Genomic DNA, 26607 nt, shown 5'->3' on the forward strand with positions numbered 1-26607 from the left:
GACCTGCCCCACCGCTTCCACTTGGACCAACACCCCGCAATCATCCACGGCAGCACTGCGTTGCCAAACACTCCTGCCAGGACAAAACGCTCTTTGACCGGGTTCGGCGTGCGGCTCGGGCTCGACAACGCCGTTGTGCCGTTGCCCCCGGCCACCGAAGCTCACGCTCGGCGACCGTTGCCGGTGGACGAGGTGTGGCGTGGTCCGTCGGCGACCGGGAGCCCGGCAACGACGCGAACCGGGCGTACGAGTGATCGAACGGAGCGCGGGGCGTCGATGCCATGGCCGGGCGACGGGCGGCAGGTCCGACAGGACGGGCCGTCCGTCTGCCACGGCGTCCCGGGCCTGTCCGGCACGGACGGGGGCGGGTCGCGCCGGCCCAGCCGGGCGGACACCGGGGCGGGCGTCGCACGCGAAGCGCCTGCCGCGGTCTCTTCGACCGCGACAGGCGCCTGGCCACCTCTCGGCGGGCCCTCACCGTCGACCGGTCCGCCGTCCATGGCCGATCCCCGCGACGTGCAGGGCCAGCAGGCCCAGCCCGATCAGCATGACGTTCACCGAGCTGAAGACGTCATTGGTCGTTATGTCTGCGGCGTTGATCAGGAAAGCGATGAAGAACAGTACGGCTGCGGCGATTCCCAACATGACCGGCTCCTTTGTTTGTTGGAACACGCGTTCCCCCATGTCCGTGATTCAGACCTACGGGATGCGCAGCCGGATCCACCCCGGGAACCCCTCGTACGGGGTGGCGCACGGCGATCGGCGCGGGAGCACGGCCGCCGAGGACGACGCGGCGCCGCCCGGCCCGTGGGACGGGCCGGGCGGCGCTCACCATTACGACGCGGCGACAGTGCCACTCGGTGTCGTCTGGCTCTCGGGCTCCGGGAGCGGATCGCTGAGTTGCTCGCGCACGTAGTTCCAGACCACCGCGATCAGCGCGGCGACGGGGACGGCGAGGAGGCTGCCCACGATGCCGGCGAGGCTGCCGCCCAGCGTCACCGCCAGGAGCACCACTGCGGCGTGCAGACCGAGCCCACGGCTCTGGATCATGGGCTGGAAGACGTTGCCCTCCAGCTGCTGCACCACCAGGATGATGGCCAGGACGATCAGCGCGTCCGTCACGCCGTTGGACACCAGGGCGATGAGCACGGCGACGAATCCCGCGAAGAGGGCTCCCACGATCGGCACGAAGGCGGACACGAACGTCAGGACCGCCAACGGGAGTACCAGCGGGACGCCGACGATCCACAGGCCCAGGCCGATGAGGACGGCGTCGAGCAGTCCGACGTACGCCTGCGAGCGCACGAACTCGCACAGCGTCGTCCAACCGCGCGCGGCGACGGTCGGCACGTCGGTGGCGAGGCGGCCGGGGAGCTGGCGTCCGAGCCAGGGAAGGAACCGGGCGCCGTCCTTGAGCATGAAGAACATCAGGAACACCGCGAGGACTGCGGTGACCACACCGTCGACGACGGTGCTCACCCCGGTGAAGACGGTGGTGACCATGCTGCCGACACTGTCCTGGATGCGGGCGGTGGCGGAGTCGAACGCACCGGTGATCTGGTCGTCGCCGATGTTGAGCGGCGGTCCGGAGGCCCACTCACGCAGCCTCTGGATGCCTTCCACCACGCCGTCCGCCAGTTCCCCGGACTGGGAGGCCACCGGTACGGCGATCAGGGCGACGACGCCCACGGCGACGAGAAGGAACAGCACCGTCACGAGCGACGCCGCGAGAGCCGGTGGGCACCCTCGTCTACGGAGGAACCGGGCTGAAGGCCAGGTCAGCGTGGTGAGCAACAGGCCGACTATGAGGGGCCACACGACCGACCACATGCGGCCCAGGACCCACAGCGCGACCGCGGCCATGGCCAGGACCAGGATCAACTCACCCGAGACGCGCGCCGAAGTGCGCAGAGCGGCACGGGTTTTGGTGGAACTCAACGTGACAGACATGCGGGTCACCCTATTAGCCGCCGTCCGGCCCTTTGACCACTCCCACCCCACCCCGCACAGCCGTGGCGTCCAGGGCCCAGCGGAAGCAAGAACGCCTCCCGCCGCGGACCGTCGCCGGGCCCCACCGGTGGTCAGCCGTGGCGAGGTCGCCGGCCGTGCGGGCGGTCAGTCCGCGAGCCAGGCGAGTGACGCGACCACGAGGGCGCGCACATCGGTGTCGAGGGTGGGCTGGATCACGGGGGCGAAGTGGGGACTGTGGTTGACCGGGACGTGTCCCACGGGAACGCCGTCGGCCGTCGCGAAGAGCGCGGGGTCGGAGCCGCCGATCCCCCAGTACGTGAACGGGACGCCGAACGCGCCGGGGATCTTGCTCATGTCCTCGCTGGCGGTCTGCACGTCGACGGTGTGCGCGTCATCGCCGAAGTACCCGGCGAACGCCTCCGCGACCCGCCGAGTCACCGCATCGTCGTTGACCGTCGGGGGGAACGAGGTGATCTTCTCGATCTCGGGCGGCACCGGGGTACCGGACGCCTGGCACTCGGCCGTCACGATCCGCTCGACGGCCGCCAGTACCCGGGAGCGCGCATCGTCGTCGTACGTCCGCACGTTGAGCTGGATGACCGCGCGGTCCGGAATGATGTTGGGGTCGGTGCCCGCGTGGATGCTCCCCACCGTGACCACGGCGGGGGTCAGCGCAGCCACCTCCCGGGAGACGACGGTCTGGAGGCGTACGACGATCATCGCTGCCAGGACCACCGGGTCCACCGCCACCTGCGGCATCGAACCGTGCCCGCCCCTGCCGTGGACGGTGATCCGCAGGCTGTCCGCCGCCGACAGGAAGGATCCGGCGCGGGTACCCACGTAACCCGCCGGGTAGGGCAGCACGTGCTGGGCGAGCACCACATCGGGGTGGGGTGCCTTGGAGGTCAAGCCGTCCGCGAGCATGGCGTCCGCGCCGTCCCCCGCTCCTCGGAGGGCTGGAACAGGGCGACGAAAGTGCCCCTCCACGCATCCCGGGACTCGGCCAGCAGGCGTGCGCAGCCGATCAGCGTGGCGACGTGCATGTGCCCGCAGGCGTGCATGACGGGCTGCTCGGTGCCGTCGCTCCCGGTCACGGTCCCGGTGGAGGCATAGGGCAGGCCCGTCCGCTCCAGCACCGGGAGGGCGTCCATGTCGGCCCGGACCATGACGGTGGGGCCCTCGCCGTTGACCAAGGTGCCGATCACACCGGTGCCGCCGATCCCGTCGACGACCTCGTAGCCGAGACCGCGCAGGGCGTCGGCGGCCTTCTTCGCCGTACGGTGCTCCTGCAGACCCAGCTCGGGGTGGCGGTGGAGGTCCTTGTAGACGTCCTCGATGTCGGACCGGATGCTGTCGAGGCCCTCCAGCACGACATGGGCGCTGTCGGTCATGCTGCCTCCGTCCGGTCACTCACGTGCTACCTGCTCCTGCCGAGGCTACCGGCCGGAGCGACGGTGCACGCGGCCAGACCGCCGCCGCCGATGCGGGGCCGTGCGGGCCGCCGCGAGCACGGGAGTGCCTTCAGGCCTCGATGTACGCGATCACCATGATCTTTCGGTCCCGCTCCAAATAGGGTGACGGGGTGTCTCAGAGTCCTGATCAGCCACTTTTGCCGTCTCTTCATCAAGTTGGCAGCCTTCGTGACTTCCTTCATGGAAGGACGTACTCGGCTGCCTCAGTTACCATCCGGCTCGACGGTGCACCGTCTCACGTTGCGGGCTCGCCTCTGGATGACGTGAGCAAGGTCTCGACTGCCCTGTATGAGGTTGTCGACGGTCTCGCCAGGCGGGTGCTGGACGCGGTTTTTTTCCGGGCAGTCGAGCGCCGAGGCGCGTGACGCATGGGTCGCGCTTTTGCTGATCGCCCAGAACTGGCGGGACTCACCGGATCTGCCGGCAGACCTGAAGACCGTGGTTGATGAGGCCCTTCCACTCTGATAGGTGCTGGTAACGGGTTGATCGTCACCAGCCGAACTCGTCAGGTCACGGCTCCTGGTCTCCAGCTGCGCGGAGTCTGGCAGCGGCTTCAGCCGGTGTGTCGTAGTAGCCGGGGCGAGCCAGGAGGACCGAGCTGAAGTAGTAGCCCTGTTCTTCGTCGGGTTCGTCGTCCGCTTCGAAGGGGCGCCAGAAGCTGAGAAGGAGGTCTGGTGCGATGAAGGAGGCCGGGTCGTCCTCGGCCTCGGTGATTGTGGCGAGCCCTCGCAGTTGGGTGACCACCTCGGCAGCGGGCAGACCGAAGACGTCGAGGCCGCGGAACCGGACGATGTCCTGGCCGCTGGCGGGTCGGCCCAGCTCGATTGCTTCGAGCTTGCCGCGCGAGCAGTGAATGCTGACCATCAGGCCACTTGGCCGGAAGACGAACCTGCCCAGTTGATCTGATTCCGAGATCGCTGAGGGGTCGCGGAACGAGGCGAGCGCTTGCTCTGCCGCCTCGCGGGGCATGCCGATGACCAGGGCGCCGAGACCGGTGGGCGGCGTGAGTTCGAATTCCATGCGCGAATGATTCCAGAACCGATGATCGGCGGTATTCGGGGCTCCGGTGGCAACCGATATCGTCGAGGGCGGGCAGGCCGTTGGCGGCGATGTCCTCGAGGGGCGGCAAGACGGTCGGCGTTCGCACGGGTCCTGGCGGCGTACGCGCGCACCGCGTCGGCGGCCTCGGGGGCGCACCCCTGTCCCCCCTGCGGCACGGCGCGCGGCGGCAGTCAGGCGATCCTGGGCAGGCGACGGAGCGGCCCCCCGTGGGCAGGGCGACTGACCACACTCCTCCCGGGAAAGCACCTCGCCCCGTCATTCCTTGCGGCCCGTCACCGCCACCGTGACACCGAGGCCGATCATCGTCAGCCCGCCGACGCCTCCGACCAGGGAGAGCCGCCGGGGCGAGCGGGCGAACCAGTCGCGCCCTGTTGCCGCGAGAAGGCCCCACACGCTGTCGCAGACCACTGCGATGAGGGTGAAGACCAGCCCCAGGGCGAGCATCTGCACCACGACGTGCCCTTGGGTTCGGTCGACGAACTGTGGCAGGACCGCGGCGAAGAACACGAGGGTCTTCGGGTTGGCCACACCGACCGCGAAGCCTTCCCCCAGGGTGCGCAGGCCGCCCTGCGTGGACTTCTCCGCGGTGAACGCGGTCCGCAGAGAGCCGCGCTGCCGCCACGCCTTGACGCCCAGGTACACGAGGTAGGCGGCGCCGGCGAGTTTGAGCAGGGTGAAGACGAGGACCGACCGCTCCACGATCGATCCGACACCGAGCGCGACGGCCACGATGAGCACGTAAGCGCCGAGCGTGTTCCCGACGACCGTGGTGAGCGCGGCACGGCGCCCTTGTGCCAGGGCTCGTCCGATCACGAACAACACGCTGGGACCGGGAACCACGATGATGAGGAACGACATAGCCGCGAAGGCGAGCAGGCGCTCAGCCGAGACCATGCGCCCATGAAAGCACGGGGGACATCGGCCGCTCAGCCTCTTTATCCGGAGGCACCAGCCGCCCCCGGGCCCCTGAAGCTGGGAGCTCGACCACCGCGCGAAGGCACCCTTGGCGAGGTCAGGTGCTCGGCCGGGCCCCCGTGCCCTGCACCGGAACACCACTGTCTGACGCTCCCGCCGCCCCGCACGCCGGGGGCCGGGACGGTGATGCCCGGCCTGCGCCCCGGCGTGACGATGGGCCGCCCAGCCCCTCTCGGATCAGAGCTGGAATTCGGCCGGGGACAGCCCCAGAGCCGTGCACGCTTCGAGAAGAATCGCGTGTTCGGCCTGGGAGAAGTTGCCGTCGGCGCCGGCGATGACGATGCCGGTCTGAAGGACGGCACGCGCCTCGGTGGGCTTCTTCGCCGTCTTCACGATCTCCTGCATCGCGTCGGACTTGCCCTGCTGGAAGTTGAACGTCAACTGGTCGACGTGCTTGCTGAACCGCTGCCGCAACTGCTCGGGCGGGAAGTTCTGCAGCACCTCGTTGCCGAGGATCATCGACTCCACGTGCTGGCGCTCGGCGGGGTCCACATGACCGTCCGCAGCCGCGACCAGCGCGCACATGGCCATGCTCGCGTCCCGGTAGGCGCCGCTCTTCAGTTCCGTCTTGAGCGAGGCGAGCTGAGACTTCAGCGTGCTGACGAGCTGGGCACGGGAGCCACCGCTCGACCCCTGCGAGCCGTGCCCGCCGCCTACGCCGCTCGATCCTCGCGCGCCCTGGGACTGCTGGAGAGTCCTGGCCTGATCCTTGAGCCGGTCCCACACTGCCATTGAGGTCACCTCGGTCTTCGTCTGGACGATCGATCAGGAGCCCGTCGGCTCACTTGGCAAACGGCCTGGCACGGGTAAAGGTTCCGCAAAGTGGCCGACCTTTCGATCGTCCGCCGGACCGGCGGGCGCGGGCTCTCCCGGTCAGCGCCGCTACAGGAGGACTGCCGCCCTCGGAGGTGAGCCCACGCGCCTCCGGCGGGACACGGGCCGCCCGGCCCCTACGACCCGGCAGAGCGGGACCGTCACGTGCGGCATCATCGAAGCATGCGCACCAGACCCGTACTCGTCTACGACGGGGACTGCTCCTTCTGCACGTCCTCGGTCATCTTCGCCGAACGGCGTGTCCGGCCCCGTTGCGAGATCACTCCCTGGCAGTTCGCCGACCTGGAGTCCTTGGGCACGACTCAGGAGCGGGCCGTCCACGAGGTCCTGTGGGTCACTCCGGCAGGGACGGTCCACGGTGGTGCGCAGGCCGTCGCCAAGCTGCTGCTGAGCGCGGGAAAGGGCTGGAGCGTCGCGGGAGCCATGCTCACCCTGCCGCCCCTCCGCTGGATCGCCCACGGGATCTACAGGCTCGTGGCGGACAACCGTGAACGGCTGCCGGGCGGCACACCCGCCTGTGGCCTGCCTCCGGACCGCCGCCCCCGGCCCCCGGCAGCCTCACCGGACATCGAGCGCTGAGCGCCGGAGGCGTCGCCGCACGACTCCCCCGCCGTCCCGCCCGCTGCGTACCGAGGTGGTGACGCCGGTCTCGGCAGCCGCGGTTCGGCACGCGTGAGGCGCTACGGCCGCTCGATCCCCGCTCGCCTCTGCTGCCGCACACGCCGGGTCATCACCGCGCCGGGGATGCCGACGGCCAGCAGGACAGGGAGCGCCACGGCGATACCGACCCAGAGGACGATGGCGAGGTAACCGTAGGCGGCCTTCCCGGAGTCCGCGTCCGCCTGCACGAGGAGGACGAGACTCACCGCGAACGCGACCACCACGAGGACCGCGATGATGATCGCGAGCCAGAGGAGGATGCCGGCCCACCGCCGGTAGCCGCCGCTGAGCTCCCGGGCCCGCGCCGGCGGATACACCCCCGGCGGGCCTGGCATCCGGGCCGGGTGAGGAGGTGTTGGTCATACATGGGCCCCAGTTCTACTGTGCACAGCCCGCGAACACCACCCTCGCCCCGTAGGCGGTGCACTGCTCGGCCGGTCCGGGTGCGTGGGTGCGGGGATCAATATTGCCGACCGTGCCGGCGGCGAGCAGCACCCGCTGCTCGAACCGTGGGCGGTCGCCGAGCGTCGCCGTACGAACGGAACGTACACCGATCACTTCTTCCTGTCGTCCCACGCACCCGTGTTGAAGCTGCGCAGCAGCGCGATCAGCGCGGCCCCGAACCGCCGGTCGAAACCCGGCGCGTGCAGATGCAGTCTGTCGCCACGGGACCTGAACTCCAGCGGCAGCTGCCCACCCGCGCGCCACCTGATGCGCCGGGGACCGCGCGCCACACCGCCCTCGTTGTTGGGCGTGCCGTCGAGAACGGTGAAGACGAGGATGAACATTTGCAGGGGCAGCAACAACCACCACATGCACCACCAGCCGATCCGGCCCTTGAAACCCACCGCTTCAGGGCCGCCCGGCGGCACCACCGTCCAGCGGGTACGCCAGCCCTTGCCCCGGAGCGCCTTCTCGCGCACGACCGTACCGAGCAGTTCGCCGTGGGCGCCGAGCACCTGAAACGCAGCCACACCGCCGTCGGCCGACACGGTCACCACACGGGCCAGCTGTTCCCGCCGGTCCGGGTCGGCCCACAGGACGAAGGAGCGAGCACCGCTGCTGCGGGCGGCGCGGTACGCGGGTACGCCGCCAGCCGGAAGCTCGCGCTCCACATAGGCGAACACCTGGCCCGGGCCCGGCCCTCCGGCGACATCGATCACGTGCGTGACCGGCGCCGGGGCTCCCTCGGGGCTCCTGTCAGGCACGGCCCGCATGGTCATCACATCGCTCACCGCAGGTACTCCTTCTGCTGGGCAGGTACGGCACCCGTGGCGCCCCCTCGACAACTGTCGCCGCCGCGTGTCACAGCGGGCGTGGCGGACGAAAGCGCCGAGGCGTACGTGCCCTCCGGCCCCCGCTGGTGCGACCGGCCCACGTCTCGCGGGGTCCGCCGCCATCGAACGCCCCGCTCCCCCATCGATGTGAGCACCGGCGTGAGCACCGTACGGCGTGGCCGGCCGGCGGGGCAACCGCTCTTGCGGCAAGGGGAGTTCGGAGATAGGCCCCCCTCGCCCGCAGTGCGGATCCCTGCGTCCGAACGCTCCCGGGCAATCCCCACGGGCGAGCGGCAGCGCTCACCGCCGGCCGGACAGATCCCCTTCCCGGGCACCGGGCCGCCTGGACGCCCAGCGCCGCCGCAGGCGGTCGCCGCACTCACCCACCACGATCACGAACGCCGCCGTGACCGCGCACCCCCGGAGACCTGAGGACCGGCCTGCCGGCTCGCCCAGCAGCCAGAACACGGCGGTGATGACAGCCCACCACACCACCCACGCACCGAACCCGGTCCATCGACGCACCATCACTCCATCAGATCACGACGGGCCGTTCCTCCCCGGGCGACGTGGCACCCCGCCCCCTCGGCAGCCGCCCGCGTCAGTGCTCCATGGCCGGGAGAGTGGCCAGGCCGGTCTCGCGCATGATGCGGTCGACGGTCGAGGCGAGACTGCTGTCGGCCTCGATGACCGTCTCGACGCCGTCCGGCAGCAGGTCGAGCTCGCGGTACCAGTCGCGCAGCTGCGACTCACCGAACTCGCGGGCGATCGGTTTGGTCGCGTGCCGGGTGAGGGTCTGCTCGAACGGCACGTCCAGGTAGTAGGCGTGGGTGGGGCCTCGATGGTCGGTGCGCAGCCGGAGGAGCATGTCGCCGTAGTGGTCGGCGTACAGGATGCCCTCGACCACGACGTGATAGCCGGCGTCCAGGGCGTAGCGGGCTGTCATGTCGATCAGGCCGATGTTGGCGGCGCCCCGCCGGTCCCGTTCGCGCAGGACGACGCGGCGGAGGTTGTCCTGGGCGACCAGGGCCAGGCCCCGGCCGAAGGAGTCGCGGAGGCCGCCGGCCACGCTGGACTTACCCGAGGCACTGTTGCCGCGCAGGATGACGAGCCGGGTCTCCTCAGTACCTGTCATCACGGCGGACAGGCTACCGGCCGGGCCTGCGCGGAGTCTGCGGTTCCAGGCGGCCCGCGGCGCGCTCCGAGCCGGGCGGCGAGAGCACCTGCGCAGGCCCGAGGCCGGTTGCCCTGGGGTCAAAACTTAGCTTAGGGTTACCTAACTTCACGTGAGGCGCCGAGTCCCGCACGCCATGCGAGCGCTGAGTGCACGTCACTCCGCGCTCCCGGCTCCGGGGCCTCGGCCGCCCGACCGAAGGGCGCGGTGACTCGCGTCCGCATACCGCGGGTGCCTCGCAGGAGGCGCCCGCCCAGGGAGAACAGCACACATGGCCTCGCTCAACCGCCGTGTCCGCCGCGTCGCCGCGACGGCCGTGGCACTCGTCGCATGCAGCACACTCGCGCCGGCCGGTACCGCCACGGCGGGAACCGGGGCCCCCGTGAGCCCGCACGTGACGACGGTTCCTCTCGCACAGGGCCTCTACCAGTCGGCCTACTCCGAGCGCAACGACGTGCTGTGGGCGACCGCCTCCGTGGGGCAGCCGCCGGCCCCGACCACCGGGTCCCGGCTCCTCAGGATCGACCCCGGCACGCTGAAGGTGGAGGCCGCCTACACGCCCCCTTCCGACGGCACGGTCGAGGCCGTCTACGGCATCGACGTGGACGACGAGCACAACACCCTCTGGGTCACCAACACCCGTAACAACTCCGTCGCCGTCTACAGTCAGCGGACCGGCAGGCACCTCGCGACCCGCCTCGACGTGAACCACTCCCGTGAGGTCGTCGTGGACGAGCGGCGCGACATCGTGTGGGCAAGCTCTTTCAGCGACGGCTCACTTGTCGCCTTCGACAGCCGTACCTTCGCGGAGATCAGGCGCGTCACGGTCGAGGGAAGCGGTCCCACAGGGCTCGCGCTCGACGAACGGACCGGGACGGTCTACACCGCCGACTTCACGAACAGCCGGATCATCCAGTTGGCGCCGGGTTCCTCGGCCCCGCGTCTCCTCCCCACCGGCACCGGACCGCTGTCGATCTCGCTCTCCCGGGACGGACGGACCGCCTACACGGCCGATCAGGGCTCGGGCACACTGTCGGTGGTCGATCTGAGGAGCGGCACGCTCAGGCGGTCCGTGCCGACGGGCGCAGGCGCGAAGTCCGTGGCGACCGAGCCGTGCTCGGGCAACGTCCTGGTGGTGAACCGCCTGGCGGCCGGCGTCTCGGTCGTCGATCCGCGGGCCGGGAGCGTCGTGGAGACCGTCGCCACGAACGCGTATCCCAACCACGTCAAGGTAGCCGGGCACAGGACCGCCTACGTCCTGGACAAGTCCGCCTCCGGGCCCGCCGGCGAGGACGGGCTGACCCGGATACGTCTGCGATCCGGAGCACACAAGGGGTGCTGACGCCCGGCGGTCGTGGGGCCACGCTCCCTGCCACGGTTGCCGTACGCCTTCTCCCGCGACACCACGGTCGGGATTCGGCGGGGAAGGAGCCGTGCCACCCTCCTCCGGGACCGTCCCGGCGCGAGCCCGTGCGGGTCCGTCGGCCCCGAAGCCGGCGACTGGCCGGGCGGGGGCGGTGACGTGGTCCGGATTCCGGCCCTGTCGGGCTCGCCGTTCTCCCACGCCGTCACACCCGGGACACCGAGCACCGCGACGCCCTGGTCGCGCAGGCCGCCCCTGTGACGTCTCGGCCCGGTACCCGGCCGCTCAGGGGCGGTAGCGCAGCGGGTGGTCGGCGGGCACCTCCGTCAGAACGATGCGATGGCCGTCCGGATCCTCGATCCACATCTCGATCAGCCCCCACGGCTCCTGGACGGGTGGCCGGAGGATCCGCGCACCCCGCTCCGACAGCTCCTCGTGGGCCGCCGCGCAGTCCTCGATCTGCATCCAGAGGCGCAGCGTGTCGGCCGGCGGAGAGACCGCACGTCCGGAGATTTCGAGGAAGCCTCCGCCGAGGAAGTAGACCGTCCCCCGCTCGGGGCCCGTCCCGAACTCCCTGTAGACGGACAGCCCGAGAGTCCGTCCGTAGAAGTCTCGCGAGGCCTGGGGGTCACGGGGCTTCAGCAGTACCCGGCTGCTCAGCACATGCACCATGGTCACGACCCTACGCGGGCGGGCCGACCGCAGGGCGGAACCGCTCCGGCCGGCGGCCCCGCGGAACCGCTGGACGGCATCGCGCGGCTCAGTGCGCGATCGAGTCGATCAGTTCGCGGGCGCCCTGACGCAGCAGGGTGACGGCCACGGACGTACCGAGGGTGGCGGGGTCCAGCGGTCCCGCCCACTCGTGTGCGTTGAGGACGGTCTTGCCGTCGGGGGTGAACACGCAGGCACGCAGCGAGAGGTCCCCGTTGCGATGGGCTGTGGCATATCCGGCGATCGGGGAGTTGCAGTGCCCTTGGAGCACGTGCAGGAACATGCGCTCCGCCGTCACCTCCCGGAAGGTGCCGGGGTGGTTGAGCGCGCCGACCGCGTCGATGGTGGCGGTGTCGCCCTCACGGCATTGCAGCGCGAGGACACCGGCGCCGATCGGGGGGCACATCGTCTCGGGGCCGAGGGTTTCACTGATCACGTCGGGGCGGCCGATCCGGTGGAGGCCGGCGACGGCGAGGAGGAGCGCGTCGGCTTCCCCCGCCGCCAGCTTCGCCAGACGCCGGTTGGCGTTGCCCCGGAACGGGATGCACGTCACGTGGGGATGGGAGGAGGCCAGTTGCGCGACCCGCCGCACGGAGGACGTGCCGATGCGTGTGCCCTCGGGGAGCTGGTCGAGGGTGAGCCCGTCCGGGTGGACGAGGGCGTCGCGGATGTCGTCGCGCTCCAGGAAGGCGGCGAAGGTCGTGCCGGCGGGCAGCGGACGGTCGGCGGGGATGTCCTTGACGCAGTGCACGGCGAGGTCGGCCTCGCCCGCGAGCAGAGCGGCGTCGACCTCCTTGGTGAAGGCGCCCTTGCCTTCGACCTTCGAGAGGTCTCCCAGCCACTTGTCGCCCGTGGTCCTGACGGGAACGACCTCGGTGGCGGTGTTCGGGTACAGGGCGGCGAGTTCGGCCCGGACGCGTTCGACCTGGGCCAGGGCCATGGGTGAGTCACGCGAGACGATGCGGATCAGCTCAGGGGCGGACATGGCCCCACGATAGTGCGCCGGAGCGGAGCGGTGAACGTCCGACGCCGGCCCATCCCTCACTTTCGGGCGACTCCGCGGGTGACCACCCGGAGTTGCACCGTCGATTTCAAGCCGCATCGAAACGGCGCTTCATGCCGGCTGCGCGCACATTCCGAATGAAGCTGTCATGCGATAAATGGCTTTCCACCAGGGCATATTGACAGTTCGACGACGACGAGAGCCTGCATATGGCGGAGCCAGACGGAGAATGGTCGGTACTTCGGGTGTCCGGCATCGTTCGCACCTGGCTGATTAGACGTCACACACCTCTCCCCACTCCCCCGAGGGCTGTCAGCCACGCCCCGAGATCCTTAGCATGACCCCCACACCGACACGGACTTCTTCTCTCAGAACCGCGAGGGACTGGATGAGCAACGGGGACACCTCCATTCCGAAGAATATCGATGTGAACGTTCCGAGCGTCGCGCGGATGTACGACTACTACCTGGGCGGCAAGGACAACTATCCTGCCGACCGGGTCGCGTGCGAGCAGCTGCTGGAGGTCGTACCGAGCACCAAGGTCCTGGCCGTGAACAACCGCCGGTTCCTGCGGCGGGTGGTGCATCACCTGGCCTCCGAGTACGGGATCCGCCAGTTCGTCGACCACGGGTCCGGCCTGCCGACCCAGGACAACGTGCATCAGGTCGCCCAGGCGGTGGACCCCGCCTCCCGGGTGGTCTACATAGACAACGACCCGATCGTCCTGGCCCACGGAAAGGCGATACTCGAGGAGAACGACCGGACCGCGGTCATCCAGGCGGACATGCGGGACACCGACGGGATTCTCGGTCACCCGGAAGTGCGACGGCTCATCGATCTCGACGAGCCGGTGGCCGCACTGTTCGTGTCCGTCCTGCACTGCATCCCCGACGAGGACGACCCCGCGGGCCTGGTGCGCAGGGTGGCGGACCGGCTGGCCCCCGGTAGTTTCCTCGTCGTGTGCCAGCTCGTGAGCGAGGACGCCGCGACCCGCGACTTCGTCACGGACTTCATGGCGAAGAGCACGGGCAACCGGTGGGGGCGGGTGCGACGGCAGGACGACGTACGCGACTTCCTCGACGGCCTCGACGTCCTGGAGCCCGGCCTGGTGGAGGTGTCCACCTGGCGGCCGGATTCCGATCTGGCACCGAAGCAGGAGACCCAGGAGTGGATCGAGTACGGCGGCGTCGCCCGCAAGTGGTGAGGGCGCCCGCCGGGGTGGTCGCCCAGCGGTAGCACCCGTGCGTGCGGAGTGTGCGGGTCGCCCGGCACGGAAGACGTCGCCGAGCGGCCCGCCTCTCAGCTGTAGCGAGCGAGCGCCTGCCTCAGCAGGTCCCTGCTCTCCACCGGAGACGGGGACTGTGCGCTGAGGGAGTCCAGGATCCAGCGGTACTCGTCCGTGCTCTCCTGCTTGTTCACGGAGGTGGCGTTGGTCAGGTGCTCGATGTACGCGACATCGGGAAGCCCTTCCATCGCGAACCGCAGGTAGGTGATGCCGTTGCCGGGAGAGGTGTGGGCGGTCACGTCGAAGGGCGCCACCTGCACGATCACATGCGGCTGTTCCGTCATGTCCAGCAGATGGGCGAGCTGCTCGCGCATCACGTCGGCGCCGCCCGTCGGGCGCAGCAGTACGGCCTCGTCGAGCAGCACCCAGAGCTTGGGGGCGTCGGGGCGGCGGAGCAATTCCTGCCGCTTGAGGCGCAGTTCGACCCGTCGCCGGGTGACCTCCTCCGATTCGAGAGCATGGCCGGAACGCACCACCGCGTAGGCGTAGTCGGCCGTCTGGAGCAACCCGGGGATGTAGTGTCCCTCGTAGGTGCGGATCGACGCCGCCGCCTCCTCCAGGCCCACGAGTGGCTCGAACCAGTCCGGCAGCACGTCGGCGTAGTTGCGCCACCAGCCGCGCTGCCCCGCCCTGCGGACGAGGTCGACGAACTCGGCCGTCCGGCCAGGGTCGGTGACCCCGTAGAGGGCGAGCAGATCGACGGCGTCGCGCTCCTTGCACGGAGAGTGCCCGGTCTCCATCCTGCTGATCTTCGCGGTGGAGCACCGGATCCGGGAAGCGGCGGCCTCGGGGGTCAGTCCCGCCTCCCCGCGCATCCGCCGCAGCTGTGCGCCCAGAACGATACGCAGGGCGGTGGGACTTGCCCCCGCGACCGGGGCGAGCGCCTGCTTCCGTAACGGCGGGAGCGGTTCGGTTCCGGGCATGCGGACTCCTGAGGACGGGCGTCGTGACGCCAGTGTGCCATCAGGAGCCCCGAGAGGTCCCGCCGGTAGATGAATGCCGTACCGATTCAGCCTTTCGCTTGCGGATCTCAGCCGGCCATGGCGTCGAATTCACCGTCCCTGACGCCCGCGAGGAAGGCACGTACCTCGTCGTGGGTGTACACGAGGGCGGGGCCGTCGGGGTGCCGGGAATTACGGACGGCCACTCCTCCGCCGGGCAGGAGCGCCATCTCCACACAGTTGCCGCTGGGGTTGCTGTGACGGCTCTTCTTCCACTCCACGCCCGTGAGGGAGTTGGCGGGGACACCGTTGTCGATGTGCTGCATGCGAACGATTCCTTTTCGGGTTGGATGCGGGCCGCCCTGGTGCGCGGCCAGGATCCGTCTCGCGGTGAACAGTTGTCCGCTGCTCACACCCCGGGGTGCAATTTCTGATGCAATTGCACCGGGTGGACGGTCGGCGAGGATACTAGGGGACGTCCGACCCTCTCGGCACCATCGACCGGCAATTCTGCGGAGGATGATCAGCGCTCATGCACGCGGAGAACACATCATGTGACGGAGCAGCGGCCGACCCGCCCGGCGGGGCGCCGATCGCTCCGGACCCGCACGAGGAGCTGGCGCGGGATCTCGGCATCGCGGACCCGGGTTTCACCACGCGCGGGCTGGGACCCGGCCCGGAGAGCCTGCGGCAGGCGCGCGAGTTCGTACGCGAGGCGCTCGAGCGCTGGGGGTTGAGGTACTGCGCGGACGATGTCGCGCTGGTGGCGGGCGAGTTGATGAGCAACGCCGTCTGCCACGGGCTGCGGCTCGCCGGGGAGCGCGCCGGCGCTCCCTCCGCGCGGCTCGGCCTCGCACGCCAGGACGGCACACTCGTCTGCGCGGTGAACGACCCGAGCCCCGCCGTCCCCGTGCTCCGCACCGCTGACGAGTCCCTCGAACGGGGCAGGGGCCTGAGCATCATCGACGCGCTGAGCTGCGCGTGGGGGTGGTCCCGGCCCACCACGGCGGGAAAGACCGTCTGGGCCAGGATTGCGGTCGCTCAGGAGCCGGACGGCTCCCCGCCCTCCACCAGCGCCACCCAGGCCTCCGCGAGCAGCGTGTGCCCGTACGGCGTCGGGTGGACCCCGTCGCCGGCGATGTGTTCGGCGCCGCCGGCGGCCCGTGCGGCCTGGTTCAGCAGCCCGTCCGCCGCCAGCAGCGTGGCGTCGAACTCCTCGGCCAGCCTGCGGACCGCCTGAATCCTGGGGTCGAGGTCCTCACGCCAGGCCCACTGCTCGTCCGTCACGGGGACGAGGAAGGGCTCGATGAGGATCAGCTGGGCGTCCGGGCCTTCCCGCACCTGCCCGAGGATGGCGCGGTAGTCGGCCTCGAAGGCCCGCACCGGGGTGACCTCCCCGGAGTCGTAACGGCGCCAGGTGTCGTTGACGCCGATCAGGATGGACACGACGTCCGGCCGGAAGCCGTCGGCGTCCTCACGCCACCGGGCCCGCAGGTCCGCCACGCGGTCGCCGCCGACGCCCCGGTTCACGAACGTGATGCCACAGCCGGGTCGCGCGGCACGCAGCAGATCGGCCGCGATCCGCACGTAACCGTTGCCGAGCGGTTTGTCCGGCTCCACGAGCCTGCCCACGTCGGTGATGCTGTCCCCTTGGAAGAGGACGGTGGCTGAGGGGTGCAGGCTGACGGTCACGCGGTGCTCCGTACGGGGTGAGGGGTCAGTGGGCGCCGGAATGATCCTGCCCACTGCGCCCCGGCATGATCCCCTAGCGGATGCCGGCCGAGGCGCGCACCGCGCTGAAGTCGAGCGCGCTCTCCACCTCCAGCAGGGTCTCCTCGGCGATGCGCCGCACCTCGGCCGGAACATCGCCCTGCTCCTCCACCAGACCGGCGTAGATCGGCGCGTCGGATGTGTCTGCGGAACTCACGTGAAACTGCCTAACGATCGGTTATGCCCGCCAATCAGCGGAAACGGGAGCCGAGTGTACGCGCTCGCCTCCGGCCGTCTCCCGGCGGACCCGGGAAAGCAGGCCGGGGCCCTCGGGCCGTCCCCTGTGAGGACGGGCCGCCCCGGTCAGAGAAGCAGGTGTTCGAAGCCATCCCGGAGCCAGGCTCCCGCCGTCCGGAGGGCCGCCTCCCCCGGACGGCGGACGGGAAACCGGAAATCACGGACTACTCGATGACGAGCTCGACCTCGATGTTGCCACGCGTGGCCTTGGAGTAGGGGCAGTAGGCGTGCGTGGCCTCGACCAGCTTGCGCCCGGTCTCACCCTCGAGGGCTTCGGGCAGCTCGACCCGCATGACGACGGCGAGGCCGAAGCCGGTGTCGTCCTTGCCGATGGAGACCTCGGCGGTCACGGCGACGTCCTTGGTGTCGATCTTCATCTCACGGCCGACCGAGCTCATCGCACTGGCGAAGCACGCGGCGTACCCGGCGGCGAACAGCTGCTCCGGGTTGGTGCCCTCGCCGTTGCCCCCGAGGGCCGGCGGCAGGGCGAGTGCCAGGTCGAGCCGGCCGTCCGAACTCACAGCCCGGCCCTCACGTCCGTTCGCGGTGGCGGCGGCGGTGTACAGCGCGTCCATGGGTGTCCTCATCTCGTACGGCGGTGACCGCGGGCCGGCCACCACCAAAGAGTTGCACACAATTGAATCGCGCACAACTCAATCACGCTCGGCACGCTACCCTGGACCCATGACGCCACCACCCACCCCCGTCCCCGGCCTGTCGGACCTGCCGGACACCGAGCTCCTCCGGCTGGACCATCAGGTCTGCTTCTCCCTCCAGGCGGCCTCGCGTGCCTTCGGCGGCGTCTACAGGGAAGCGCTCAAGGATCTGGGGCTCACCTATCCGCAGTACCTCGCGATGATGGTGCTCTGGGAGCACGGGCCGCTGCCGGTCAAGTCGATCGGCGAGCTGCTGCACCTGGACTCCGGCACGCTGTCCCCGCTCCTGAAGAGACTGGAGTCGGCCGGTCTTGTGGCGCGCGAGCGCAGCCCTGAGGACGAGCGGTCGGTGACGGTCCGGCTCACCGGGGCCGGAGCGGAGCTGCGCACACGTGCCCTTCCCGTGCCCCGGGCGATCCTCAGGGCCACCGGACTGTCGGTGGAGGAGGTGCTCGCCCTGCAGGAGACGCTGGGGCGGCTCACCGCGTCCCTCGGACGCGCCGGCTGAACCTGCCGTCCGCCGGCGGCGGCCCAGCGCTCGCAGGAGCCTCACCCCCGAAATAGGATGCAGGGACTATCGCAACGCGGAGCGGCCCATGAACCGGCGTCGAACTCCCCGGTCGGCGAGCGCCGAGGACCTGCTCAGCACACTGCAGCACCTGACTGCCCGTGCCAGGCAGGAAGTGGAGTTGCACCAGGCACGCGTCGAACTGGCGCAGGCCCTGCAGCGCAAGATGCTGCCTGCGGCGCTGCCCGCCCTGCCGGGGCTCCAGACCGCCGCCCGGTACGCTCCCGCACGCGACGGGCTGGACATCGGCGGCGACTGGTACGACGGGTTCCTGCTGCCGGACGGTGCGCTCGGCCTCGCCATCGGTGACGTCCAGGGCCATGACGTCGAGGCCGCGGCCTTCATGGGGCAGATCCGCATCGCCATGCGCGCCATCGCCAGTACGGCCGCCGACCCGGGCGAGGTCCTGAGCCGCACGAACGACCTGATCCTCTCGATGGACTCCAGCCTCTTCGCGACCTGTTCCTTCCTGCGTCTGGATCCGGGGACCCGGGAACTGCGGAGCGCTCGCGCGGGCCATGTCGCCTGCGTGTGGGCGACGACGGACGGCCGCTCGGGCATCACGGCGGACGCCGGCGGCCTGCCCCTGGGTATCGCCCTCCGCCAGCCCTACCCCGTCACCCGGCGCGACCTGGGGGTGGAGGGCGCCTTCGTGCTCCTCACCGACGGGGTCATAGAAGGGCCCTCCCTGTCGATCGACGACGGACTCGAACGAATCAGGCGGCTGGTGAGCGCCCACGCCGGAGCCGACGCGGAGGAACTGGCCGACCGGGTGCTCCACGCGGCGGTCTTCACGGGCCACGAGGACGACGCTGCCGTCCTCGTGCTGCGCCACGACGCCAACGCTGCGGGCCCGGGGATGACGTAGGGCCGCCGCGCGTGTCACCGGAGCCCGCCGCCGTCAGCGGTGTCTGATGAGGTGCGTGATCCGCAGTGAGGTACACAGACGTCGAGCCGTGCTGGCCGGGCAGATGCTGGTCATCGCCGCTGCCTATTTCGGGTCCGGGCAGCTCGGTCTGCTCAGACAGGTGGCGGTCCAGAGCTCGGTCGTCACGCCACTGTGGCCACCGTCGGGCATCGCCCTCGCGTCCATGCTCTACCTGGGTGCCCGGATCTGGCCGGGTGTCGCGCTGGGCTCCCTGCTCACGGTCATGTCCCTGAGCGACAGCCTGACCTTCTGGGGCGTGGCCGTCGCGACGGGCAGCGCCCTGGCGCCGCTGTGCTCCTACCTCGCGCTGCGCGTCGTCGGCTTCCGCACGGAACTGAACCGCCTGCGGGACGGGCTCGCCCTGGTCTTCCTCGGGGCGATGGGAGGCATGATGATCAGCGCCACCTCGGGCGCCGGCGTCCAGTTCCTGAGCGGCTCTCTGCCCGCGGGCCAGTTCTGGCAGGTCTGGTCGGCGTGGTGGGCGGGCGACGCCATGGGCGTCCTCATGGTCACACCGCTCCTGCTCGTCCTGCGCAGAGTGCGGATGCCGCGGCTGGACGACCGCTGGACGGAGACGATGGCGCTGGCGGTCGTCGCCGTGGGGGTGACGACCGTCGCCACCCGGAGTTCGCTGTCCATGATCTACCTGGTCTTCCCGGTGCTGGTGTGGGCAGCCCTCCGCTTCCAGCTGGCCGGGAGCGCGCCGTGCGCCCTCCTGATGTCCGTCATGGCGATCGTCGCCGGAACGGACGGTGTCGGTCCGTTCGAGGACCACTCCGTGCTCCAGGTCATGCTCAACCTGAGCGTCCTCAACGGCTGCGTCGCCCTTACCGCTCTCCTGCTGGCGGCGATCGTGACCGAGCACAACAACATCCGTCACGAGACGGAGGTCGCGTGCGAGGAGCTGGCCGCTCTCGTGGAGGAACTTGCGCCGCGCCCGCCGGCGGGACCGGACCCGTCGGGCCGCGGAGCGGTCTGACAGCGGCGCGGCTCAGGAGTCGCGGGGGAAGTGGTGCGCCAGGAAGGCGTTGCGGAACTTCCCGGCCGGGTCGAACCGGGCCGCCAGCCCGTCGAAGGCGTCGTGGTGCGGGTAGAGCTCGCGAAGCGTCCCGGGTTCCGTGGTGAACACCTTGCCCCAGTGCGGCCTAGCGGCGAACGGGGCGAGGGCGTCCTCGATGGCTCCGAGCGCGGGGGTGACCGCCGCGCTGTCGGGAACCCAGGTGAAGTGGAAGGCCACGGAGTCCCGGCCCTGCGCCGGGCTGAGCCACAGCTCGTCCTCGGCGACCGTACGGATCTCGCCGATCTGCAGCAGCGGGGAGAAGCGCTCCCGGACGCGGTCCAGAGCCTCGTAGGCCGCCACGGCGTCGTGCCGGGCGACGAAGTACTCCGACTGCAGCTCCTCCCCGTTGCTCGGGGTGAATTCGAGCCGGAAGTGGGGCAGCCGGGCGTGCCAGGGGCCGGGGACCCCCTGCTGCTGCGTGCAGTGCTCGGCGGCCATCCCGGGGACCGGATGCCTGGGCCCCGTGGCGAGCTTCGCGCCGTGCCACCGGTCGGGTGCGGTGCGGGGTCCGTCCTCCGTGACACGGTGCTTCAGCCACACCTGGTCGAGGGCGCCGCCGTGCCATCCGGTGAACAGGCTCACGCTGTATGCCTCGGACATCACCTGGTCGAACCGGTCGAGCAGCCGGTCCTGGGGGAAGGCCTCGTACACCCACTGCTGGACGTCGAAAGCGGGTACGAGGTCCAGGGTGAGGCGGGTCACCACTCCCAGGGCACCCAGGGAGACCACCGCGCCGGCGAAGCCGGGCTCTCCCCGCCGCAGGGTCACCAGCCTGCCGTCCGCGGTGACGAGCTCCAGGGCACTGACCGCGCCGGCCAGGCAGAGGTTGCCCACTCCCGAACCGTGCGTGCCGGTGGCGCAGGCGCCCGCGACGGAGATGTGGGGCAGGGAGCCCAGATTGTGCAGGGCGAATCCGCTGCGGTGCAGGGTGTCCGTGAGCTCACCGAAGCGCAGGCCCGCGCTCACCGTCGCCGTACGGGCTTCCTGATCGATCTCGATCGTGCGCGGCAGGCCCGCGACGGACACGAGGGAGCCGCTGGTGTCGGCGACGGTGTTGAAGGAGTGGCCGGTGCCCAGCGCCCGCACGGCCGTCCCCGCGGCCACCACGTCCTGGAGCTCCGCCACCGATGCCGGCGTGTGTATCTGCTGCGCGCCGAAGGTGATGTTGCCCGCCCAGTTCGTACGACGGGCGGACCGGGCCTGCGCGGAATGATCGATCATGCCTACGGAGCTTACCGCCCGCCCGCCGACGGCCTCAGGCCTTGCGGCCCACGCCGCTGACCGCGTGACTGGGCGGTTTCTCCTGAGCACTGCCGAGGTCCGGACGCCAGTGCGCCGTCCTGACCACGCCCGGTTCGACCAGCTCCAGTCCGTCGAAGAACCGGGCGATCCGCGCCGGGCTCCGCAGGTGGTAGGAGTTCGCGGAGTGCGCGTTGTACGCCGCGATCGCGTGGTTCAGCGTCTCGCTCGTGTCCGTGCCGTCGGCCAGGACCAGATGGCTTCCGGCCGGAAGTGCGGCGATCAGACGGGCCACCACGGCCCACGGATCGTCGCTGTCGGGCAGCTGGCCCATGATGCCGAGCAGGGTGAGACCGACCGGCTGGCCGAGATCCAGGGTGCGGGAGGCCTCGTCGAGGATCAGGCCGGTGTCGCGGACATCCGCGTCGATGTACGCACAGGCGCCTTCCGGGGTGCTCGTGAGGAGGGCCCGGGCGTGCGTCAGGACGAGCGGGTCGTTGTCGACGTAGACGATCCGCGCCTCCGGGGCCAGCCGCTGGGCGACCTCGTGCGTGTTGTCGGCCGTGGGGAGCCCGGTGCCGATGTCCAGGAACTGACGGATTCCGGCGTAGGCCGTCAGATGGGCGACGGCCCGTGCGAGGAAGGCCCTCTGATCACGTGCGATGCCCGCGATGTCGGGGAACGCCGTGAGAATGGTCTCCCCCGCCTCGGCGTCGGCTGGGTAGTTGTCCTTGCCTCCGAGGAGGTAGTTCCACACGCGCGCGGAGTGCGGCACGTCCGGGCGCAACCTGTCTCCCGGTGGTTGCCGGTGATCGCTCATGTCGGCCTCGCACCTCTGCGCCCACACGACGTCGAAGCCGCGTGGGCGTCAGGCCTCAGTACGGCAGGGGCCGGCCGGACGGGGTTCTCAGGTCCAGCGGGGGCGGCCCCGTGGGGGGCTGCGGTCGGCGGACGATCTGGATGCGGCCCACGGCCACCACCTCCCTGGTCACCCGGTATCTGCCCAGCCAGCCGCTGTTCACACGTCGGGGCCCCCTCGGGTCGCTCCGGCGCCTGTCGCGGATGCGGACCCGGCGATGTGCGGTGAGGCTTGATGCGTGGGGGGAAGCCGAGCGAGGAGGATCTGGCATGTCCGCGATGGACAAGATCAAGAAGATGCTCAAGGGCCACGAGGACCAGGCCGGCAAGGGCGTCGACAAGGCGGGTGACATGGTCGACGACCGGACCCAGGGCAAGTACAGCAAGCACGTCGACACCGGCCAGGACAAGCTCAAGCAGCAGTTCGGCTCGGACCGCGACCCGGACAACCCGCCCCGCTCCTGACACAGGGCGGCGCCGGCCGGTCCGGCGTCGCCCTTCTTCCGGTGCGCCGGACCCGCGGCGGCTCTCACTCCCGCCGTCGGCTCCGGCGTCCGGTGCGTTCCGCCGGGAGCGGATATCGAGCACCTGACCGGATTCCTGTTATCGTCCCCGCCGCACAGCGTCTCCCGAGTGTGGGAAGTGACGGAACAGGACCCCGGAAGAGTGAGCAGAGCATGGGCGAGGCACGCGAGACGGCGTTGATCAAGGCCGCGCAGAAGGGCGACCCCGAGGCGCAGGACCGGCTTGTCGCGTCCTGCCTGCCGCTCGTCTACAACATCGTCGGCCGGGCGCTCAACGGCCACGCCGATGTCGACGACGTGGTCCAGGAGAGCGTGCTGCGCATGCTCCGCGGCCTCCCCTCGCTCCGCACGCCCAAGAGCTTCCGTTCCTGGTTCGTGGCCATCACCATGAACGAGATACGCGGGCATCTGCGCCGCCGCGCGAGCGGGGACATCACGGCGGATCCGATGGGTGACACCTACGACGTCGTCGACCCGGCTGCAGACTTCGTCGGGCTGACCATCGTCCGACTCGGCCTGACCGGGCAACGCCGCGAGGCCGCCGAGGCGACCAGGTGGCTGGACGACGACGACCGCACGCTGGTGTCGCTGTGGTGGCTGGAGACCGCCGGGGAGCTGTCCCGGGCCGAGATGGCGACCGCACTGGAGTTGTCCCCCCAGCACACCGCGGTACGCGTGCAGCGTATGAAGGAACGGCTGGAAGCCGCACGGGTGGTGGTGCGCGCGCTGGCGGCGGAGCCTGGGTGCGTCCTGCTCGAGGACCTGACGGCGGGGTGGGACGGAGTGCCGTCCGCCCTGTGGCGCAAGCGCCTGGCGCGGCATGCCCGTGAGTGCACGGTGTGCTCGGGGCACCGTTCCGGGCTGGTCCCGGCGGAGGGCCTCCTCGTGGGGCTCGCCCTGGTTCCGGTGGCCGCCTCCCTCGGAGGGCTGATGTCCGCGGTACGGCCGATGCCTCCCGGTGGCCTCGTGTCCGGCTCCGAGCCCTACCCCGCCGAGGGGTTCATGTCCGGCGCTGAGGCCTACTCCGCCGGTGGGCCGACAACCGTGCCCGTACCGGCCGTATTCCCGCAGGGTGGCGCATCCGTGTCCGGTCCCGGTCGTGCGGAGCGCCGGCGGGACGGCGTACGGCGCCGCCGGCGCACCACGGTCCTGGCCGGTCTTGTGGCGGTCGCGACCCTGGGCGGCGGTGGAGCCGCCGTCCACCTCTACACCGACGACGGGGACGACGGCGCGGCAACGGCGATCGAGCCCCTCGCGGGTCCGTCAGCCACCGAGACGACGCCGCAGGCCCGCTCCGCCTCCCCTTCTCCCTCCCCCACGCCCTCTTCGGCCTCACCGACTCCGTCGCACACGGCGTCGCCCTCCCCGTCCCGGAGCCGGACGGCTTCGGCGACCCCCGAGAAGGCACCGAAGCCGCGCACACCGTCCTCCGAGCCGGCCGCTGCTCCGAAGCCCCCGTCCGCCCCTTCGGTCACCGAAGAAGTGGTCGCGCTTGTCAACACCGAGCGCGCGAAGGCGGGTTGCTCGGCCGTGAGCGGCAACAGCCGCCTGACGAACGCGGCCTCGCGTCACTCCGCCGACATGGTGGCGCGGAACTACTTCTCCCACACCTCACCGGACGGCACCGATCCAGGGGCGCGTATCACCGCCGCGGGCTATCGCTGGAGCACGTACGGCGAGAACATCGCGAAGGGCCAGAAGACGGCCGAGTCGGTGATGGACTCCTGGATGAACAGCGAGGGACACCGCGCCAACATCCTCAACTGCGCCTTCAAGGAGATCGGGATCGGCCGGGAGGATTCGGCGAGCGGGCCGGTGTGGACGCAGAATTTCGCCGCAGCCCTATGACGTCCGGCGCTCCGGCCGGCCGTCACACGCCGGAAACGCGCCGGTAGCGCTCGATCCACCCGAAGGATCTACGCTGGGTCCGTGCCCAGGCCGAAGATGTCCGCCGGCGAAATGACGTTTCCTCCTCGCGGACAGGAGCCTCGTGCACACCCCTCGTCTCGCCACCCGGATCCCCCCGTGGCTCGCCCACGTACTGCGGGCCCAGCCCGGGCCGATCCCGTGGAACGCCGTGCTGCGCGGCGCGCTGGCCGCCCTGCCGCTGCTCGTGTCGGTGCTGGCGGGCCAGCCGACCGCCGGAGTTCCGGCAGCGCTCGGGGCCATGCTCGCGGGCATCAACGACCGGCCCGGAAGCCGCCGCGCGGCGGTCACCCGGCTGGGGGTGCCCGCGCTGGCGGGCGCGGCCGGGCTCCTGCTCGGCACCGTCGTCGCCTCCGCCGTGGGCGAGGGCCGATCGCTGGTCGTCCTGCCCCTGGTGTTCGGGCTGTTGGGCCTGGTCGCCGGAGCGGTCAGCTCCACGGGACCCGTCGCGTCCGCGTGCGGAACGCAGGTGATGGTCGCGGTCGTGATAGGCGCCGGAATGCCTCTCCCCGAGCCCGGACCGGTGCGTGCGCTGCTGTTCCTGGCCGGGGCGGGCTGGCTGCTGCTGCTCCGGCTGCTCCTGCCGTCCGAAGCCAGGACCGGCGGCGGGCCGTACCGGCTCGACGGGGAACGGCAGGCCGTCGCCGCCGTGTACGAGGCGGTGGCGCGGCTCCTGCGGGCGACCGGTGGCCCGCACGCCCGCGCGGAGCGTGCGGCGTTGAGCGCCGCACTCGACCAGGCGCAGGACGCCCTGGCGGGACCTCGCCTGCGGCGCTACGCGAGTTCCGGGGCCGAGCGCCGGCTGCACGCCCGATACGCGGCGGCGTTCCCCCTGGCGGAGGCCGCGACCGCCCTGGCCTGGGCAGGGGATCCGCTGCCGGCTCGGATCGCCGAAGGGCCCGCCAGGCTCGCCGCGGCCGTACGCACCGGTGAGCCCTGCGGTGTGCTGCCGGCTCCGGCACGGACGGATGCGGGGCTGCGGGCACTGGACGACGCTCTGCTGCGGGCCGCGTCGGTCTTCGACCGGCCCCCCGGCGTGCCGCTGCGCACCCGCGGGAAACGCGCGTCCGCCTCGGCGCCGCGCCGAGCATGGAGTGCCGCGGGGCGTGAGTACGGGCTGCGGGTCGCCCTGTGCTGCGCGACGAGTACGGTGCTCGCGCAGTGGCTGCACCACCACCACTGGTACTGGCTGCCCGCCACGACCGTCTTCCTGGTCAAGCCCGACCTCGGCCCCCTCGCCTCGCGGGTGATGTGCCGCGCCGTGGGCACCGTCGTGGGCGCCGCGGGGTTCGGGGTCCTGGCCCTGGCGGCACCAGGACCGTGGCCGCTCTTCGCGGCCGTGGTCCTCAGCGGTGCGCTCCTGCCGGTCGCCACCCGCCACTTCGCCGTCCAGACGGCGGTGGTCACCGTGCTCGTGCTGTCGCTCGTCATGCTGGGCGGTGAGCCCGCCGCCTCCGGGAGCCGCGTGGTGGAATCCCTCCTCGCCTGCGCGACCGTACTGCTCGTCGGGCATCTGCCGCTGCCGGGGCGGCGCGGTCACCACGTGCGGGCCGCGCTCGACACGGCGGTGGGGGCGGCGCACCGCTATGTCGGGCACGTCCTGCACGGCCCGGACGACGACGCCGAGCGAGGGGCGCTGCGCCGCGAGGCCTACCGTTCGCTGGCGGCGGCTCGTGCGGCCGTCGACCTGTCGGCGGCCGAGCTCCCGCCGGTGGCACGGCACTCCGCCGGCTCCGACGGTGTGACGGCGGCCCTGGAACGGCTCATCGACACGACGACGGCCTGTGCCGTGCAGCTGGTGCACCCTTCGGCGGAACTCCCCCCGTCCCACGCCGAGCTGCTCGCTACGCATCTGGCCGAGCTCGACCGGGCGTGCGCGGCGCCGGCTCGGTGACCGTGGCCCGGGGCCCTGCCGGCCTCCGGGCCGGAGCGCGGGCCGTGGGGGTGTACGCATCAGGCGTACAGGCGTTCGCCGTGCGTGACGCGGGCGTGGGGGGGCCCCGCCCCCCGCCGGGGCGCCCCCCCGGGGGGGGGGGCCCCCCCGGGGGGGGGGCGGCCCCGGGGCCCCCCCCCCCCCCCCCCCCCCCCCCCCCCCCCCCCCCCACCCCCCACG

At 71.1% G+C, this 26607-nt stretch carries 28 protein-coding genes and 2 pseudogenes; 10 read left to right on the forward strand and 20 right to left on the reverse strand.

The features are described 5' to 3' along the window. Positions 1–474 precede the first annotated feature (474 nt). From ACFY8O_RS12495 to ACFY8O_RS12520, 6 genes and pseudogenes are all read right to left on the reverse strand, one after another. Positions 475–645 carry a hypothetical protein gene (locus ACFY8O_RS12495; protein ID WP_356741308.1) on the reverse strand — a complete coding sequence of 57 codons (171 nt, stop codon included), beginning with the start codon at positions 643–645 and terminating at the stop codon, positions 475–477. 189 nt (positions 646–834) lie between these two features. After that, on the reverse strand, positions 835–1950 hold the full coding sequence (locus ACFY8O_RS12500) for an AI-2E family transporter (protein WP_387901142.1): 1116 nt from the start codon (positions 1948–1950) through the stop codon (positions 835–837). Between the two features lie 165 nt (positions 1951–2115). After that, positions 2116–3362, reverse strand: a pseudogene (locus ACFY8O_RS12505) (amidohydrolase). 591 nt (positions 3363–3953) lie between these two features. Then, positions 3954–4463: a hypothetical protein gene (locus ACFY8O_RS12510; RefSeq protein WP_387901145.1), complete on the reverse strand. Its 510-nt coding sequence runs from the start codon at positions 4461–4463 to the stop codon at positions 3954–3956. A 297-nt stretch (positions 4464–4760) separates the two neighbouring features. Continuing rightward, entirely contained in the window at positions 4761–5399 is a 639-nt protein-coding gene (locus ACFY8O_RS12515) for a LysE family translocator (RefSeq protein WP_387901147.1), read from the reverse strand. A gap of 258 nt (positions 5400–5657) precedes the next feature. Beyond that, entirely contained in the window at positions 5658–6212 is a 555-nt protein-coding gene (locus tag ACFY8O_RS12520) for a tellurite resistance TerB family protein (protein ID WP_387901149.1), read from the reverse strand. Between the two features lie 264 nt (positions 6213–6476). On the opposite strand from ACFY8O_RS12520, the gene ACFY8O_RS12525 reads away from it, so the two are divergent. Then, entirely contained in the window at positions 6477–6893 is a 417-nt protein-coding gene (locus ACFY8O_RS12525; RefSeq protein ID WP_145812128.1) for a thiol-disulfide oxidoreductase DCC family protein, read from the forward strand. Between the two features lie 101 nt (positions 6894–6994). On the opposite strand, the gene ACFY8O_RS12530 is transcribed toward ACFY8O_RS12525, so the two are convergent. The 5 genes from ACFY8O_RS12530 to ACFY8O_RS12550 form a co-directional block, all read right to left on the reverse strand. Continuing rightward, a complete protein-coding gene (locus ACFY8O_RS12530; RefSeq protein WP_387901152.1) occupies positions 6995–7309 on the reverse strand; it encodes a hypothetical protein in 315 nt (104 codons plus the stop codon). 43 nt (positions 7310–7352) lie between these two features. Beyond that, positions 7353–7532 (reverse strand): hypothetical protein, encoded by a 180-nt coding sequence (locus ACFY8O_RS12535; RefSeq protein ID WP_387901155.1) that lies wholly within the window; start codon positions 7530–7532, stop codon positions 7353–7355. Next, positions 7529–8209 (reverse strand): hypothetical protein, encoded by a 681-nt coding sequence (locus ACFY8O_RS12540; protein WP_387901158.1) that lies wholly within the window; start codon positions 8207–8209, stop codon positions 7529–7531. Before ACFY8O_RS12540 ends, ACFY8O_RS12535 begins: the two co-directional genes overlap by 4 nt. 342 nt (positions 8210–8551) lie before the next feature. Then, the gene (locus tag ACFY8O_RS12545) at positions 8552–8779 is read right to left on the reverse strand and encodes a hypothetical protein (RefSeq protein WP_387901160.1); all 228 of its coding nucleotides are present in this window, start codon (positions 8777–8779) and stop codon (positions 8552–8554) included. A gap of 73 nt (positions 8780–8852) precedes the next feature. Then, entirely contained in the window at positions 8853–9386 is a 534-nt protein-coding gene (locus ACFY8O_RS12550) for a kinase (protein WP_387902516.1), read from the reverse strand. Positions 9387–9696: 310 nt separating this feature from the next. On the opposite strand from ACFY8O_RS12550, the gene ACFY8O_RS12555 reads away from it, so the two are divergent. Next, positions 9697–10767 carry a YncE family protein gene (locus ACFY8O_RS12555; RefSeq protein ID WP_387901163.1) on the forward strand — a complete coding sequence of 357 codons (1071 nt, stop codon included), beginning with the start codon at positions 9697–9699 and terminating at the stop codon, positions 10765–10767. A gap of 306 nt (positions 10768–11073) precedes the next feature. On the opposite strand, the gene ACFY8O_RS12560 is transcribed toward ACFY8O_RS12555, so the two are convergent. Both ACFY8O_RS12560 and hemC read right to left on the reverse strand, forming a co-directional pair. Further along, positions 11074–11460 carry a VOC family protein gene (locus ACFY8O_RS12560; RefSeq protein ID WP_387901166.1) on the reverse strand — a complete coding sequence of 129 codons (387 nt, stop codon included), beginning with the start codon at positions 11458–11460 and terminating at the stop codon, positions 11074–11076. 88 nt (positions 11461–11548) lie between these two features. After that, positions 11549–12484: a hydroxymethylbilane synthase gene (gene hemC / locus ACFY8O_RS12565; RefSeq protein WP_145812121.1), complete on the reverse strand. Its 936-nt coding sequence runs from the start codon at positions 12482–12484 to the stop codon at positions 11549–11551. Between the two features lie 406 nt (positions 12485–12890). Between hemC and ACFY8O_RS12570 the strand changes: the two genes are divergently transcribed. Continuing rightward, on the forward strand, positions 12891–13706 hold the full coding sequence (locus ACFY8O_RS12570) for an SAM-dependent methyltransferase (protein WP_145812119.1): 816 nt from the start codon (positions 12891–12893) through the stop codon (positions 13704–13706). 95 nt (positions 13707–13801) lie between these two features. Here ACFY8O_RS12570 and ACFY8O_RS12575 read toward each other — a convergent pair whose 3' ends face one another. Both ACFY8O_RS12575 and ACFY8O_RS12580 read right to left on the reverse strand, forming a co-directional pair. Next, positions 13802–14710 carry a helix-turn-helix domain-containing protein gene (locus ACFY8O_RS12575; RefSeq protein ID WP_387901170.1) on the reverse strand — a complete coding sequence of 303 codons (909 nt, stop codon included), beginning with the start codon at positions 14708–14710 and terminating at the stop codon, positions 13802–13804. Between the two features lie 107 nt (positions 14711–14817). Then, complete coding sequence (locus ACFY8O_RS12580; protein WP_145812116.1) at positions 14818–15054, reverse strand: DUF397 domain-containing protein; 237 nt, start codon at positions 15052–15054, stop codon at positions 14818–14820. Positions 15055–15260: 206 nt separating this feature from the next. Here ACFY8O_RS12580 and ACFY8O_RS12585 point away from each other — a divergent pair. Beyond that, positions 15261–15746: pseudogene (locus ACFY8O_RS12585) on the forward strand (ATP-binding protein); the annotation flags it as partial. Positions 15747–15769: 23 nt separating this feature from the next. Here ACFY8O_RS12585 and ACFY8O_RS12590 read toward each other — a convergent pair. From ACFY8O_RS12590 to ACFY8O_RS12600, 3 genes are all read right to left on the reverse strand, one after another. Beyond that, complete coding sequence (locus ACFY8O_RS12590) at positions 15770–16420, reverse strand: SGNH/GDSL hydrolase family protein (RefSeq protein ID WP_387901174.1); 651 nt, start codon at positions 16418–16420, stop codon at positions 15770–15772. A 73-nt stretch (positions 16421–16493) separates the two neighbouring features. Continuing rightward, the gene (locus ACFY8O_RS12595) at positions 16494–16655 is read right to left on the reverse strand and encodes a hypothetical protein (RefSeq protein ID WP_167526276.1); all 162 of its coding nucleotides are present in this window, start codon (positions 16653–16655) and stop codon (positions 16494–16496) included. A gap of 244 nt (positions 16656–16899) precedes the next feature. Then, positions 16900–17310 carry an organic hydroperoxide resistance protein gene (locus ACFY8O_RS12600; protein WP_145812112.1) on the reverse strand — a complete coding sequence of 137 codons (411 nt, stop codon included), beginning with the start codon at positions 17308–17310 and terminating at the stop codon, positions 16900–16902. Positions 17311–17419: 109 nt separating this feature from the next. Here ACFY8O_RS12600 and ACFY8O_RS12605 point away from each other — a divergent pair, with 109 nt between their 5' ends. From ACFY8O_RS12605 to ACFY8O_RS12615, 3 genes are all read left to right on the forward strand, one after another. Beyond that, entirely contained in the window at positions 17420–17899 is a 480-nt protein-coding gene (locus ACFY8O_RS12605; protein ID WP_145812110.1) for a MarR family winged helix-turn-helix transcriptional regulator, read from the forward strand. A gap of 88 nt (positions 17900–17987) precedes the next feature. Then, positions 17988–18827 carry a PP2C family protein-serine/threonine phosphatase gene (locus ACFY8O_RS12610; protein WP_387901178.1) on the forward strand — a complete coding sequence of 280 codons (840 nt, stop codon included), beginning with the start codon at positions 17988–17990 and terminating at the stop codon, positions 18825–18827. Between the two features lie 55 nt (positions 18828–18882). Continuing rightward, positions 18883–19866, forward strand: a complete 984-nt coding sequence (locus ACFY8O_RS12615) for an MASE1 domain-containing protein (RefSeq protein ID WP_387901181.1) — start codon at positions 18883–18885, stop codon at positions 19864–19866. A 12-nt stretch (positions 19867–19878) separates the two neighbouring features. On the opposite strand, the gene ACFY8O_RS12620 is transcribed toward ACFY8O_RS12615, so the two are convergent. Together ACFY8O_RS12620 and ACFY8O_RS12625 are read right to left on the reverse strand one after the other, a co-directional pair. After that, positions 19879–21168 (reverse strand): FAD-binding protein, encoded by a 1290-nt coding sequence (locus tag ACFY8O_RS12620; protein ID WP_387901184.1) that lies wholly within the window; start codon positions 21166–21168, stop codon positions 19879–19881. A 34-nt stretch (positions 21169–21202) separates the two neighbouring features. After that, a complete protein-coding gene (locus tag ACFY8O_RS12625; RefSeq protein WP_387901187.1) occupies positions 21203–22006 on the reverse strand; it encodes an SAM-dependent methyltransferase in 804 nt (267 codons plus the stop codon). Positions 22007–22314: 308 nt separating this feature from the next. Between ACFY8O_RS12625 and ACFY8O_RS12630 the strand changes: the two genes are divergently transcribed. The 3 genes from ACFY8O_RS12630 to ACFY8O_RS12640 all read left to right on the forward strand — a co-directional run bounded on the left by ACFY8O_RS12630 (position 22315) and on the right by ACFY8O_RS12640 (position 26388). After that, a complete protein-coding gene (locus tag ACFY8O_RS12630) occupies positions 22315–22509 on the forward strand; it encodes an antitoxin (protein WP_145812100.1) in 195 nt (64 codons plus the stop codon). Positions 22510–22721: 212 nt separating this feature from the next. Beyond that, a complete protein-coding gene (locus ACFY8O_RS12635; protein WP_387901191.1) occupies positions 22722–24416 on the forward strand; it encodes a sigma-70 family RNA polymerase sigma factor in 1695 nt (564 codons plus the stop codon). Between the two features lie 142 nt (positions 24417–24558). Then, positions 24559–26388 (forward strand): FUSC family protein, encoded by a 1830-nt coding sequence (locus ACFY8O_RS12640; RefSeq protein WP_387901194.1) that lies wholly within the window; start codon positions 24559–24561, stop codon positions 26386–26388. The last annotated feature ends 219 nt before the right edge of the window (positions 26389–26607 follow it).

The sequence above is a fragment of the Streptomyces argenteolus genome, from assembly GCF_042902585.1.
GTDB classification, from domain to species: Bacteria; Actinomycetota; Actinomycetes; order Streptomycetales; family Streptomycetaceae; genus Streptomyces; species Streptomyces argenteolus.